The 13,762-nt window shown below is 43.0% G+C and carries 16 protein-coding genes; all 16 read left to right on the top strand.

Annotated elements, in window-relative coordinates; genetic code table 11:
• Window positions 1–318: 318 nt before the first annotated feature.
• On the top strand, window positions 319–648 hold the full coding sequence (locus tag CUU66_RS09490; protein WP_101641469.1) for a putative DNA-binding protein: 330 nt from the start codon (window positions 319–321) through the stop codon (window positions 646–648).
• Window positions 649–659: 11 nt separating this feature from the next.
• Window positions 660–2,003, top strand: coding sequence for a signal recognition particle protein (ffh, locus tag CUU66_RS09485; RefSeq protein WP_101641468.1), 1,344 nt, complete (start codon window positions 660–662; stop codon window positions 2,001–2,003).
• Window positions 2,004–2,098: 95 nt separating this feature from the next.
• Window positions 2,099–2,371: a 30S ribosomal protein S16 gene (gene rpsP / locus CUU66_RS09480; RefSeq protein ID WP_101641467.1), complete on the top strand. Its 273-nt coding sequence runs from the start codon at window positions 2,099–2,101 to the stop codon at window positions 2,369–2,371.
• A gap of 12 nt (window positions 2,372–2,383) precedes the next feature.
• Complete coding sequence (locus tag CUU66_RS09475; RefSeq protein WP_101641466.1) at window positions 2,384–2,614, top strand: KH domain-containing protein; 231 nt, start codon at window positions 2,384–2,386, stop codon at window positions 2,612–2,614.
• Window positions 2,615–3,111: 497 nt separating this feature from the next.
• Entirely contained in the window at window positions 3,112–3,498 is a 387-nt protein-coding gene (locus CUU66_RS09470) for a YlqD family protein (protein ID WP_101641465.1), read from the top strand.
• 13 nt (window positions 3,499–3,511) lie between these two features.
• Window positions 3,512–4,030 carry a ribosome maturation factor RimM gene (gene rimM, locus CUU66_RS09465; protein WP_101641464.1) on the top strand — a complete coding sequence of 173 codons (519 nt, stop codon included), beginning with the start codon at window positions 3,512–3,514 and terminating at the stop codon, window positions 4,028–4,030.
• Complete coding sequence (gene trmD / locus CUU66_RS09460; RefSeq protein WP_101641462.1) at window positions 4,030–4,767, top strand: tRNA (guanosine(37)-N1)-methyltransferase TrmD; 738 nt, start codon at window positions 4,030–4,032, stop codon at window positions 4,765–4,767. The genes rimM and trmD overlap by 1 nt, the downstream gene beginning before the upstream one ends.
• A gap of 126 nt (window positions 4,768–4,893) precedes the next feature.
• The gene (gene rplS, locus CUU66_RS09455; RefSeq protein WP_101641460.1) at window positions 4,894–5,241 is read left to right on the top strand and encodes a 50S ribosomal protein L19; all 348 of its coding nucleotides are present in this window, start codon (window positions 4,894–4,896) and stop codon (window positions 5,239–5,241) included.
• 266 nt (window positions 5,242–5,507) lie between these two features.
• Window positions 5,508–6,071, top strand: a complete 564-nt coding sequence (lepB, locus tag CUU66_RS09450) for a signal peptidase I (RefSeq protein ID WP_101641459.1) — start codon at window positions 5,508–5,510, stop codon at window positions 6,069–6,071.
• A 17-nt stretch (window positions 6,072–6,088) separates the two neighbouring features.
• Complete coding sequence (gene ylqF, locus CUU66_RS09445) at window positions 6,089–6,964, top strand: ribosome biogenesis GTPase YlqF (RefSeq protein WP_101641521.1); 876 nt, start codon at window positions 6,089–6,091, stop codon at window positions 6,962–6,964.
• Window positions 6,965–7,130: 166 nt separating this feature from the next.
• On the top strand, window positions 7,131–7,901 hold the full coding sequence (locus tag CUU66_RS09440; RefSeq protein ID WP_101641457.1) for a ribonuclease HII: 771 nt from the start codon (window positions 7,131–7,133) through the stop codon (window positions 7,899–7,901).
• 204 nt (window positions 7,902–8,105) lie between these two features.
• Complete coding sequence (locus CUU66_RS09435) at window positions 8,106–9,998, top strand: hypothetical protein (protein WP_101641455.1); 1,893 nt, start codon at window positions 8,106–8,108, stop codon at window positions 9,996–9,998.
• On the top strand, window positions 9,995–10,273 hold the full coding sequence (locus CUU66_RS09430) for an EscU/YscU/HrcU family type III secretion system export apparatus switch protein (RefSeq protein ID WP_101641454.1): 279 nt from the start codon (window positions 9,995–9,997) through the stop codon (window positions 10,271–10,273). The genes CUU66_RS09435 and CUU66_RS09430 overlap by 4 nt, the downstream gene beginning before the upstream one ends.
• A 31-nt stretch (window positions 10,274–10,304) precedes the next feature.
• On the top strand, window positions 10,305–11,156 hold the full coding sequence (locus tag CUU66_RS09425) for a MurR/RpiR family transcriptional regulator (protein ID WP_101641453.1): 852 nt from the start codon (window positions 10,305–10,307) through the stop codon (window positions 11,154–11,156).
• A gap of 264 nt (window positions 11,157–11,420) precedes the next feature.
• Window positions 11,421–12,305, top strand: coding sequence for an N-acetylmuramic acid 6-phosphate etherase (gene murQ / locus CUU66_RS09420; protein ID WP_101641452.1), 885 nt, complete (start codon window positions 11,421–11,423; stop codon window positions 12,303–12,305).
• Between the two features lie 24 nt (window positions 12,306–12,329).
• Window positions 12,330–13,694, top strand: coding sequence for a PTS transporter subunit EIIC (locus CUU66_RS09415; RefSeq protein WP_101641451.1), 1,365 nt, complete (start codon window positions 12,330–12,332; stop codon window positions 13,692–13,694).
• Window positions 13,695–13,762 lie beyond the last annotated feature (68 nt).

Here is a 13,762-nt window from a genome sequence, read left to right as displayed (position 1 = left end):
CTTTGTTGTTATTGAACAAGGGGGGATTGGAACGTGTGGATGCTCGCTTTCCGCGGTGCCTGCGCTGAGCCTCCCCGGCTTCGCCTGTGGGGTCTCAGCATGTCTGGATCAAGGAGTCTCGCACCTTGCGTTTCAAACCAACCTGTTTAACAATAGGGTGGGTTCACAGAACTTATTAAAAACAATAATCTTTTAGAAAAGATCGGTTTTAGAACACACTCTCTCCTTGCTGTAAAGACTTTTCCTTGACATTCATTTATCTTTTAGGTAATATATTTTTTGTAAAGGGTTTTCACTTAACACAAGGGAGGGGAGCCCATGCTCGAAAAAACAACGCGGATGAATTATCTGTATGATTTTTATTATTCGCTGTTAACAGAGAAACAACAGAGCTATATGTCACTCTATTATCTGGATGACTACTCCCTTGGAGAGATCGCTGAAAAGTATGAAGTCAGCCGTCAAGCAGTCTATGATAACATAAAGAGAACAGAAGCAATGCTTGAAGAATATGAAGCAAAGCTATTATTATTCCAAAAATTTCAAGAGCGTCAGAAAATCGCTGCATCGATAAGAACTCTTATCGAGAACGGATCCTCTAAAGAGAAGATTTTTGACGCTCTAACCTCGCTCGAGGAACTCGATTAGGAGGCGGCATTATGGCATTTGAAAGTTTAGCCGACCGACTGCAGAATACGTTTCAAAAAATTCGGGGTAAAGGCAAAGTTAATGAAGCAGACGTCAAGGAAATGATGCGGGATGTCCGTATGGCCTTGCTGGAAGCCGATGTTAACTTTAAAGTTGTGAAGGACTTTGTTAAGAAGGTAAGCGAGCGTGCCGTCGGGCAGGAAGTATTAAAAAGCCTTTCGCCTGGACAGCAGGTCATCAAGGTAGTTCAGGAAGAACTTACCGAGCTGATGGGCGGCGAGCAAAGCAAGATTGCTGTATCTAACCGCCCGCCTACCGTCATTATGATGGTAGGGCTGCAGGGTGCTGGTAAAACCACCACAACCGGGAAGCTCGCTAACCTCCTGAGGAAGAAATATAACAGGAAGCCGTTATTGGTGGCTGCAGATATTTATCGTCCGGCCGCAATCAAACAGCTGGAAACCCTTGGGAAACAGCTTAACTTCCCTGTTTTCTCACTCGGTGACCAGGTCAGTCCGGTTGAAATTGCCAGACAGGCAATTGCTAAAGCCAAAGAGGACCATCATGATTATGTTTTGATCGATACGGCAGGCCGGCTGCATGTGGATGAAACATTGATGAATGAGCTGAAGGACATTCAGCAGCTGGCTAATCCAAATGAAATCTTCCTGGTTGTGGATGCCATGACCGGACAGGATGCCGTTAATGTGGCCCAGAGCTTTAATGAACAGCTCGGTTTAACTGGCGTTGTCCTGACCAAGCTTGATGGGGATACAAGGGGTGGAGCTGCACTTTCCATACGCGCAGTAACACAGACTCCAATCAAATTTGTCGGTATGGGTGAGAAGATGGATGCACTGGAAACATTCCACCCAGAGAGAATGGCTTCACGGATCCTGGGGATGGGGGACGTTTTAACATTAATTGAAAAAGCCCAGGCCAATGTTGATACTGAAAAGGCTAAAGAGCTTGAACAAAAAATGAGAACTATGTCCTTTACATTCGATGATTTCCTGGATCAGCTTGGACAAGTCCGCTCTATGGGGCCTCTTGACGACCTCCTGAAAATGCTTCCCGGAGCTAACAAAATGAAGGGCCTCAATAACGTCACCGTTGATGAAAAACAAATCGGTCGTGTTGAAGCCATCATTCGTTCAATGACTAAGCTTGAAAAAGAACAGCCTGAAACGATGAATGGCAGTCGAAAAAAGAGAATTGCAAAAGGGAGCGGAACATCCATACAGGAAGTAAACCGCTTGATCAAACAGTTTGATGATATGAAAAAAATGATGAAACAAATGACCAATATGCAAAAAGGCAAGAAAAAAGGCGGCTTTAAGTTTCCTTTTATGTAAGGTTTAACGTCTGTTAAGAAAAAAACCTTTACAAGCTGTTGTGCGTTTGGTAATATATTATCTTGTGTGAAACTATTCGGAGGTGCTTATATAAAATGGCAGTAAAAATTCGTTTAAAACGTATGGGAGCTAAAAAGTCTCCTTTCTATCGTATTGTAGTTGCAGATTCTCGTGCTCCACGTGACGGTCGTTCTATTGAAACAATCGGAACTTACAACCCAGTAACTCAACCAGCTACTGTAAACATCAACGACGAGCTTGCTCTTAAGTGGATGCAAAATGGTGCAAAACCATCTGACACAGTACGTAACCTGTTCTCTCAACAAGGCATTATGGAAAAATTCCACAATGCTAAAAACAGCAAGTAATTAAACTTTGCGATGAAGGAATTAATCCAAACAATTGTTAAGCCTCTTGTAGATCATCCTGAAGACGTACAGGTAACTGTAAACGAAGAAGATGAGAAAACGATTTATTCCCTAACCGTTAATAAAAGCGATATGGGAAAAGTAATCGGCAAGCAAGGCCGTGTAGCTAAGGCGATTCGCACTGTAGTCTATGCAGCAGGATCATCACAGCACAAGAAAATTTATTTGGAGATATCCGAATAAAAGGAGGGTCTTATACCCTCCTTTTTTGCTATATATTTATTTATATTTCGCTATCATTAAAGTAAAATGTTGATTTTTGCACCTCGTTCATTGGAGTGGAAATCAACAGTTAGTTTAACAGAACTAATATGTAAACCAGCCTTGGGAGGTCTATTTCATGCTGAGAGTTAAGACCGCTTGAAATAACTCACAGTCACTGAAAAAATAGCTGTAAAACTGATATAATTACTTAAGAGAAAAGTGGAGCTGTGCACAAATTATTCTATGAGCTGATTGATATGCTTTTGACATATAGGAAACCAGGAAAAAGTGCGGGTATAAATAGATGAACAGCTTTTGAACGAAATAACAATTATTAGGAATTGTTGTAATAAGCAAACGATTAATTAGACCGGTTCCTCACAAAGCCAGTGCAAACACTGATTCTGTAAGGACGCCAGTCACGGAATCTATACATAGTTTTGAAGTGAAATCTTAGGGCAAGGAGGCGCTGGCTATTGAATATCCTTCAAACGGTTACTGTCAATCATGTACTAACCGAAACCAGCAAGAATCGACTCCTGGATAAATACAATCAGAGCAAAAGGCAGCTTTTAAAAGAATGTGACCAGCTGCGCTTTGAAATGCGAAAGGTAGAGAAAACAAAAAAATTTCAGCCTGGAAGTTTAAAAGCCCACTATGAGAAGGAAATTAACAAAAGACAGGAAAAAGTAAAGATGCTGGATTTTCAGCTCGAACAGCTTGAAATCCTGCCCCTGGGCAGTGAATTGAAGGACCGGGAAGTTCAGGCCATCATCAATGTAGAAGTTGGACAGAACTGGGACGAGGCCGCCCTGTCAAAAACGATCGTAGTGACCGACGGAATAATTACTGAAATACGTTAAAGGTGAGGATAGTATGGATAAATGGTTTAATGTGGGAAAAATAGTGAATACGCATGGCATCAGAGGGGAAGTACGGGTCATTTCAAAGACTGATTTTGCTGAAGAAAGATACAAGAGCGGGAATAAACTGTACTTCTTCGCTGAAAAGAGCAAAGAACCGATGGAATTAACAGTTAAATCCCACAGGACCCATAAGAATTTTGACCTGCTGACCTTCGAGGAATTTAATAATGTAAACCAAGTGGAAAGCCTGAAGGGCGGACTGCTGAAGGTACCGGAAAGCCAGCTGCATGATCTTGAAGAAGGGGAGTTTTACTATCATCAAATCATCGGCTGTATGGTTTCGACGCTTGAAGGCGAAGAAATTGGCAAGATTAGTGAGGTGCTGGCTCCTGGCGCGAATGATGTATGGGTGGTCAGGGGAAAAAGAGGGAAAGACATACTGATTCCTTATATTGATGAAATCGTGAAAGAAATTGATATTGATAATAAACAAATTAAAATTCTTCCTATGGAAGGGCTGTTAGATTAATGAGAATAGATGTTTTAAGCTTATTCCCCGAGATGTTTGAGGGAGTATTAGGCAGTTCGATTCTAAATAAAGCAGCTGAAAAAGAAGCGGTTTCCTACATGGTTACAAATTTCAGGGAATATGCTGATAATAAACATCACACCGTAGATGATTATCCGTATGGAGGCGGTGCCGGCATGGTTTTAAAGCCGCAGCCGATCTTTGATGCAGTAAGTGCGCTTAAGGAATCCTCCGGCTCAAAGCCCCGGGTAATCCTCATGTGCCCTCAGGGAGAAAGATATACTCAGTATAAAGCTGAGGAACTATCAAAGGAAGAACACCTAATCTTTATCTGCGGTCATTACGAAGGGTATGACGAGAGAATAAGGACCCATATCATTACTGATGAAATTTCTATCGGGGACTATGTACTCACAGGTGGAGAGCTGGGTGCTATGGTCGTCATAGATAGTGTTGTGAGACTGCTTCCGGGTGTCCTTGGAAATGAAGAATCCCCCGTTAAGGATTCTTTTTCATCAGGACTGCTTGAACATCCGCACTATACGAGGCCGGCTGACTTTAGAGGCATCAAGGTCCCGGATATCCTCATATCGGGCAACCATGCTCTCATCGAGGAATGGAGGATAAAAGAATCATTGAGAAGAACCCTCACCAGAAGGCCGGATCTGCTTGAGAATTTCCCTCTTGGTGAGAAGGAGAAAAAGTGGCTCGATGAAATAAAAAAAGAAGAAAAATAACATTGCATATGTAAGCACGCTATGTTAATATATTCTTTGTGGCCTGGGCGTTCCGGGCTTTATTAAGATGTTCCGCTGCAATCATATTATATTGGAATGAGCATCTGGTGGAAGGAGTTGAAAACGATGCAACAATTAATTGAAGAAATCACAAAAGACCAATTGAAATCTGATCTTCCTGCGTTCCGTCCTGGTGATACTGTACGTGTTCACGTTAAAGTTATCGAGGGAACTCGCGAACGTATTCAGCTATTTGAAGGTGTTGTGATTAAGCGTCGTGGTGGTGGAATCAGCGAAACATTCACAGTTCGTAAGGTTTCTTACGGTGTAGGTGTTGAGCGTACATTCCCTGTACACACGCCAAAAATCGCTACTTTAGAAGTAGTACGCCGCGGTAAAGTACGCCGTGCGAAGCTATACTACCTTCGTAACCTTCGTGGTAAAGCAGCTCGTATTAAAGAGATCCGCCGCTAATACTTTCAGCATCGTATCCGAAGCTGGAATTATATCAAAAAAAGAGCTTGTTCATACAGGCTCTTTTTTTATGTCTTATGTCTTATGTTGTATAAGAGAAAACAGTTTACAAAAAGCAGCTGAGCGTAGTTAAGGAAAGTAAGGATTGTTCAGCTTATATTCATTAATATTGGCTCGTATGCATTTTAAGCGTTTATTTTTCTTTCATAGTGTAAAATAAAGCAGTATGATGTTTTATAGAAAGCTTGATAGGCGGTGGAGATAGAATGACAAAAAAGAAAAACGAAGTTTGGGAATGGACAAAAGCTCTGATCATTGCTGTTTTGCTTGCAGCAATTATACGCTATTTTTTCTTTGCACCAATCGTGGTGGATGGACTGTCTATGATGCCTACTTTACATGATAAAGACAGAATGATAGTGAATAAAATTGGCTATACTGTAGGCGAGCCTAAGCGGTTCGATATTATTGTGTTTCATGCTCCTGAGGGCAAAGACTACATAAAACGTGTGATAGGGCTTCCGGGAGATCGAGTAGAATACAAAAACGATATCCTTTATGTGAACGGCAAAGCCTATAAAGAACCTTATCTTGAGCAATATAAGCGGGAGGTTATGGACGGACCGCTGACAGAGTCCTTCACGCTGAAAGATTTTATTAACCGTGATACCGTTCCTGATAACGAGTTATTTGTTATGGGTGACAATAGACGGAATAGCCGGGATTCAAGGGCGATCGGCACAGTTCCAATGGAAAAAGTACTTGGCAAAACCAACCTTGTATACTGGCCGATTGAGGATTTTAGAAGCGTAGCCTATAAGAAGAACTAGAAAAGTTGGTGAATGCTGTGACTATACAGTGGTTCCCTGGCCATATGGCCAAAGCAAGACGGGAAGTTACAGAAAAGTTAAAGCTTGTGGACATTATTTTTGAACTGGTCGATGCGAGGATACCCGCTTCTTCCAGGAATCCGATGATAGATGAAATTATATCGCATAAGCCCAGGCTGATCCTGCTGAATAAAGCGGATTTAGCTGATAAAGAAAAAACAAAAGAATGGCTGAAATACTTCGAAGAAAGAGGCCAGCACGCCATTGCGATAAATTCCCAGGCGGGCAGCGGCTTGAACAAAATCCTTTCGGCTTCAAAGGAAATTTTGAAAGAAAAGTTCGACAAAATGAGATCGCGCGGTATTAACCCAAGGGCCATCCGTGCTATGATCGTGGGCATTCCAAACGTGGGGAAATCCACGCTCATTAACCGCCTGGCTAAGAAAAATATCGCTAAAACAGGCAATATGCCTGGTGTGACAAAAGCACAGCAATGGATTAAGGTTGGGAAAGAACTAGAGCTGTTAGATACCCCTGGGATCTTATGGCCTAAATTTGAAGATCAGGAAGTTGGTCTAAAGCTCGCCGTAACGGGTGCGATTAAAGATACCCTGTTAAATCAGCATGAATTGGCTGTTTATGCTCTACGTTTCTTGGAAGCTGAATATCCAAATAGACTGAAAGAACGGTACAATCTTGAATCCATACCGGAAGATGTAGTAGAACTTTTTGATACGATCGGCCTTTTCCGGGGAGTCTTGGCGGGAAAAGGTCTTGTCGATTATGACAAGACAGCAGAACTGATTATCAGGGAGCTGAGGTCGGACAAAATGGGCCCGATAACCTTGGAAGTTCCTGAGGCACTAGAGACTCCTGAAAACGCGGGAATGTAAGAAGAGAGAGATTTGGCTCTATGCGAAAGGTAATAAAACAAAATGGGGCCAGTCATTACAATATCAAAGTCATATATTTTAAAGGGCCTGAATCCTAACATCTTTCTGCTGGGTTGGGCCCTTTAATTTTGCGGCATTCTGCCGATAAATAATAAGGATGACATATATGAAAACGAAATTAAGCACGAATGAAGCATCTGAAAAGCTAAAGGCGGTTTCAAGTTTAAACGACCCCTTTTTATTAAAATGCCTGGAAGATGAGCGTAAAGGAATCGTAAACCTTGCACTCAAGAAGAAACATGCATTAGAAAAAGATCAAGCTGCCAGGGAAAAATTTTACGAGATGAGCGTTTATGAAGAAAAACTGAGAAAGCAGGGCTTCAGCATGATTGCTGGGATTGATGAAGTTGGGCGGGGCCCTTTGGCCGGTCCGGTTGTGGCTGCCGCGGTCATCCTGCCCGAAGGCTTTTTCCTGAAGGGCCTGAACGATTCGAAGCAGATACCAAAGAACAAGCTTGAAGTGTTTGCTGATTATATTAAAAACGAAGCGGCTGCGATAGGCATTGGGATTGTTGATGCAGCAGAAATTGATCAAATAAATATTTACCAGGCAGCCAAAAAAGCCATGAATATAGGTATTGCAGATCTTGGGACAACCCCTGACTATTTGTTGGTCGATGCGATGAAGCTGTCGGCTCCTTTTCCTCAAGAAGCGATCATTAAAGGAGATTCATCCAGCATTTCTATTGCAGCCGCATCTATTATCGCAAAAGTAACCCGGGATCGGATGATGACGGAGTTTGGCGTCCAGTATCCCGAATATCGATTCGAGAAGAATGCAGGGTATGGAACACCTGAGCACTTAGCAGCACTTAAAGAATTTGGCCCGACCCCGCTGCACCGGAAAAGCTTTGCACCAGTAAAGACATACTTATAAGGAGACTGTGTCAAAGCCCATGATTGATTTGGGCACTTTATGCTTAGCTGCACGCAAATCTCCTATGTAAAAGGGTAAAGGACAACACTGAAAGGTGCCTGCCTCCAAGTACCGACCGCAGGATGGTGTTCATTCGCTGCAGTCAACAGGCAAGTAAAGAGCAGATAAGTAAAATAATCTTACAGGGAAAGGGAGCTGAGAGGCATGCAGGCCGGTCAGATTTTAAAAAATCTAATACCACAGACAGCATCTGTATCTGCCTCTTCTTTCCGTACAGGACAGATTATCCACGGAACGATAACGAAGCTGTTTCCCAACCAGACGGCCGAAGTCAGAATCGGCCAGACTAAGCTGATAGCTGTGATAGAGGCACCGCTCAAGGCTTTAGAGAAATATTGGTTCCGGGTTGAAGCAGGGGAGGATCTTACAAGGCTGAAGGTGCTGGAAACTAAATCAGGCCAGCAGGTAAATGATGCTGCGCAGCTTTTGCACCAGTTATCCCTTGGAGCTGGAAAGGAACAGCTCAAACTAGCTTCGTTTTTTTTAAACAATGGAATTCCGGCAACGCGGGAGATTCTGGAGAACGCCATAAGCTGGGTGCAAGCCGCAGAAGACTTTGATTTGGGCATGGCGTCGGTAAAAACCATGCATATAAAAAATATCCCCTTAACAGAGGAAAACTTTCAAGCCATTTACAGCCTCGAAACAGGGAAGCCGCTATCTTCGCTTCTTGGCCGGTTAACAGAGCAGCTTTCAAGCTTTTCTGAACACTCTCCTGCCTCTCTTAAGCTGCTTAAGGCAGCTCGCGCACTTGTGGAAACGAACGCCGTGAAATGGGCCGATAAAGCCCTTCTCGAGCTGACTAGGATATGGCTTACTGATCCCACTTCCAGCCCGAGAGCCTTCCAAATGCTGAAAAGCTTTGGATTTGTTGCAGCTGGATCAAATGAACAGCAAGTTTTAAACAGCCTCTTAGAACATAAAGAACTAGAAAAGCTGCAGGATCCCCGTTTGAAGCAGGGACTGGATATTCTGTGGAAGTTTTCATCTGCCAGCAATGTACAGGATCGTGAAGCTGCTGTAGAACTCTTGGCAGACTGGGATCCAAATGGGAAGGGAAGCACCCTTTTTAGCGGTGCTGCAGAAAGGGTGAAGTCTCCCATTGCTGCTGATGAACAAACAGGTCATCCGGAAATGCTTAATAAAAGAGAGGCAGCAGTCCTTATAAAAAACCTGCTGGTGAACTTACTGGGGAAATCAGGACCAAAGGAAAATGCCGATGCAGCTGATTGGGCAAATGACCTAAAAACACTTTTCTCTATTGGTCATGAATCCAAATATGACAGCCATTTAATGCTCGGCAGAACAATCGCTGCCCTCTCAGACGGCGGGGCTCCGCCTGAGAAGGGAGCGTTGCCTGAAGGTGTAGATTGGTTGTATTCAAAGCTTAATCAAGAGCTGGTCCGTCCTAATTTTTCTAATGGAAAAGATGTAAAGAACTATTTCAAACAAATCATTAAGGAGCTGGGGCTGGACCAGTTCTTGACTGCAAGTATGCAAGAAGCTGAAACTTCCTCATCACTTAAACTCGCATTAAGCGAATTTTTACATACATCAGAGACGGGGCAGGTGAAGCAGACCGCCGAGCAGCTTCTTCATAGAATTCATGCACAAGCATTACTATCATCAGAAAGTGGACCGCTTCAGAACATGGTTATGCAAATACCTGTTTCCTTTAATGAGCATGTTTCGGATTTAACGGTACAGTGGACCGGACGTAAGAAGTCTGATGGCTCCATAGATTCGGATTATTGCAGGATTTTGTTCTATTTAGAATTAAGCAGCCTGAAAGAAGTAGCCGTTGATATGCAGGTGCAGAATCGAATTGTAAGGCTGACTATTTATAATGAATATGCAGAACCTATAAAGAATTTAGCACAGCAATGGATTCCGAGCTTAAAGGAGCACTTTGCTAATATTCGATATACTCTTTCTTCGATCCATTTTAATAGTTCACAAGGACAGGCAGTCTTCGCTTCTCCAAACCATTTTCAACATCAATCACCTTCTTACAGCGGAGTGGATTTCAAGATATGAAAAAACAATTTCCCAGAAAAGAGGCCATCGCTCTCGGTTATGATTCCGAGCGGGATGGAGCACCGAGAGTTTTAGCTAAAGGCAAAGGCCTTGTCGCTGAACGAATTCTAGAAACGGCGAAAGAAAATAATGTACCGGTACAGGAAGATCCATCCTTATCAGGCCTGTTGACTGAGCTGGAGTTGAACCAGACTATACCTGAGGATTTATACCAGGCCGTAGCAGAGGTGTTTGCGTTTATCTATAGAATCGACAAAGAACACAAGGGGAAGTAATCCAATTATCTTATACGGGGGAGGAGCATGAATGGAGCTTCGTATTTTACCTAAAATTAAATCCAATCTGCAGACTTTTACAGGTGCCGAAAAAAAAGTGGCTTCTTATATACTCGAACATCCAGAATTTATTCCAACGATGACGACAAAAGAATTAGCTTCCCAGGCAGAAGCCAGTGAAGCGAGCGTCGTTCGTTTCTGCAAGACAATAGGAGTAGGAAGCTTTAAAATGCTTAAGGTGGTTCTTGCAAAAGAAAATACATGGACAGAAGAAAATATTAATAACTTTTCCTTGTTGAATAAGAAGGATACGCCGCAGAGCCTGTTTAATAAAGTGACTTATTTCAATAAATCTGCTTTGGAGCTGAGTTTGAATACACTGGATAAGAAAGATTTCAGTGCAAGCGTGGAGGCTCTTAAAACGGCACGGAAAATAGCTGTTTTTGGAGTAGGAGGCTCATATCTGCCGGCAATGGATGCCCAGTACAAACTAATGAGGCTCGGCCTAAACGCAGCTGCTTCCTCTGATTTTCATTATATGGTCTCTTTCATAGCTGCAATGAAGAAAGATGATGTATTTATCGCAATCGGCACATCTGGCAAAACGAAAGAAATCATTCAGATTGCGTCTTTTGCTAAAGAACATGGAGTCAAAGTCATTGCGGTCACTTCGCTCAAAAAATCCCCTCTTTATAAACTGGCAGATCTGAAGCTTTGTTTTCCGGATGTAGAGGAAGAAAACAGGGTTGGCAGCATTGCCTCAAGAATTGCACAGCTTAATATTATTGACGGACTTTATTTAAGTATTTTCCATCAGATCGGCGGACAGATTATGGAATCGTTCAATAAATCTAGAAATGAGGTTCTTCAGCAGAGGAAATAAGCATTGAGGCTCTTTTTGACAGCTTCCTTACCTTTCACCGGCTTAAAAAGGAATAAGAGTGAGGGTACGGACATACTGTTAAAGAAAAGAGATGACGCTGTATAAACCCGCCTCAAAATTAAAGAGATAAAGCCTTCTTGACAGAAAGCTTTTATTTTTCTGCTAATTGAAATTTAAATTCAAAAACACAAAAAATGTAATTGAAACTTTACTCCTTTTTTCCTATAATGAAAACGTAACCACATTACCAAAAGGGGTGTCAAAGTGCTAGAGAATTTATCGACAGAACAGAGAAACTCCAAAACGATGGCATTGGATGAGATGTCAACATTAGAGGTTCTAAGAGTGATGAATGACGAAGACAGGCAGGTTCCTGAAGCGATTGGGCAGCAGATTACGCAGATTGAGGCGCTGGTACAAGCAGCGATCTCTGCTTTGAAAAGCAACGGCCGGATCATTTATATGGGTGCAGGAACCAGCGGCAGGCTTGGAGTGCTGGATGCAGCAGAATGTCCTCCTACTTTTGGAACGCCTCCGGGGCTTGTTGTTGGCTTGATTGCTGGAGGAAAAAAGGCATTTACTGTGGCAGTTGAAGGTGCCGAAGATTCACAGGAGCTTGCTTCCCGCGACTTGCAGGCTATTAATCTATCAGCCAATGATCTGGTAATAGGGATTGCTGCGAGTGGCAGGACTCCATATGTGATTGGAGGCTTAACATACGCATCTAGTAAAGGGGTGATGACAGGGAGTATTTCCTGCAATGCTGACTCTGAGATCAGCAGGTACAGTGATATTCCAATTGAAATCAATTCGGGAAGTGAAGTGTTGACAGGTTCTACAAGACTAAAAGCTGGTACTGCACAGAAGCTCGTATTGAACATGATTTCCACAGCTGCCATGATTGGGATTGGCAAGGTGTATAAAAATCTCATGGTGGATGTACAGCCTACAAACCTTAAGCTTGTTGAAAGGTCTAAAAGAATTATTATGGAAGCTGCCGATGCAGATTATGAAACTGCCTCAAGATATTATGAGCTGTCTAACGGACAGGTTAAAAAAGCTATAGTGATGCTCCTTACTCAGTGTTCCGCAGAAGAAGCAGGAAAAAAATTAGAAGCTGCCGAAGGATTTGTGAGAAAAGCGTTATAAACGAAGCAATTTAGGGGGAGTAAGATGAAAAAGGAACAGCGTCTTGCGCAAGAGATAACAAATCAGGTGGGCGGGGTCCAAAACATTCTTAGAGTTTCACATTGTATGACCAGGCTTCGTCTGCAATTAAAAAATGGGGAACGTGCAGATATCGCGGGCATAAAAAAAATTGACGGGGTCATGGGGGTCATTGAGGACGAAACGCTTCAAATCGTAATCGGACCTGGTCTCGTGAATAAGGTTGCAACCGAAATGAGTGAGCTTACAGGGCTGCAGGTTGGCGAAGTTGCGGCAGCTGAAGCAGATTTAGCAGATATGAAAAAAGCCGAAATTAAATCTCGAAATAATACTCCTTTTAAAAATTTATTAAGAAGAATCGGCTCTATTTTTATTCCGCTTATCCCGGCTTTAGTCGCCTCTGGTATTATTAATGGTATCGCTAACTTTGCGAAAAATGCCGGAGTTTCGCCTGAGGAAACCTGGCTGCAGCTCCTTCTGCTGATAGGAGGCAGTGTATTCAGCATATTAGCTGTTTTAGTAGGCTGGAATACAGCCAAGGAATTTGGGGGAACACCTGCCTTGGGAGCTATAGCAGGATTCATTACCATCAACCCTGCCCTTGCGACAATTAAGCTTTTTGGAGACCCGCTGGTAATCGGCCGCGGCGGACTGTTTGCCGTCATATTTGCAGCCTGGCTGATGGCAATGGTGGAAAAACGGGCAAGAAGATTTGTGCCAAATGCTGTGGATATTATCGTAACTCCTTTGATTACAGTCTTGGTAGTAGGTATTTTAACATTGGTTGTTATTCAGCCGGTAGGCGGAGTCTTATCAGATGGGATTACAAAGGGTATCAACGCGGTCATCGACGTTGGCGGTGCATTCTCTGGAGCAATCTTAGCCGGAACCTTCCTGCCTCTTGTTATGGTTGGTCTTCATCACGGGCTGACACCCATTCATCTCGAATTTATTAATAAGATGGGCGTGACGCCGCTCCTTACCATTCTTGCTATGGGTGGTGCCGGACAGGTCGGGGCCTCCATTGCGATTTATGTAAAAACAAAAAATAAAATGCTGAAGAATATTATTAAAGGGGGCCTTCCGGTTGGTTTCCTAGGAATCGGTGAACCCTTGCTATATGGGGTAACTCTCCCGCTCGGAAGACCATTCGTGACGGCATGCCTGGGAGCTGCCTGCGGGGGTGCGTTCCAGGCGGCAATGAATACGGCTGCAACTGGTATAGGTGTATCCGGAATCTCTTTAACTCCTTTGATTGCTGACAATAAATTCGTACTTTATGTACTTGGACTGATTGTCGCATACGTATTTGGTTTCATCTTTACTTATACATTTGGATTTAAGGAAAGCATGGCAGATAATATGAGATAATGGAAGGGGCTGTATCGCAAGGGAAACTTGTGGTGCAGACCCTTTTTTTCCTGTAAAGAAGGTTTAGG

The sequence above is a fragment of the Peribacillus deserti genome, from assembly GCF_002863585.1.
Lineage (GTDB): Bacteria > Bacillota > Bacilli > Bacillales > DSM-1321 > Paraperibacillus > Paraperibacillus deserti_A.
The sequence above is the reverse complement of the archived record's forward strand: the minus strand, read 5'-3'. Positions and strand labels throughout refer to the sequence as shown.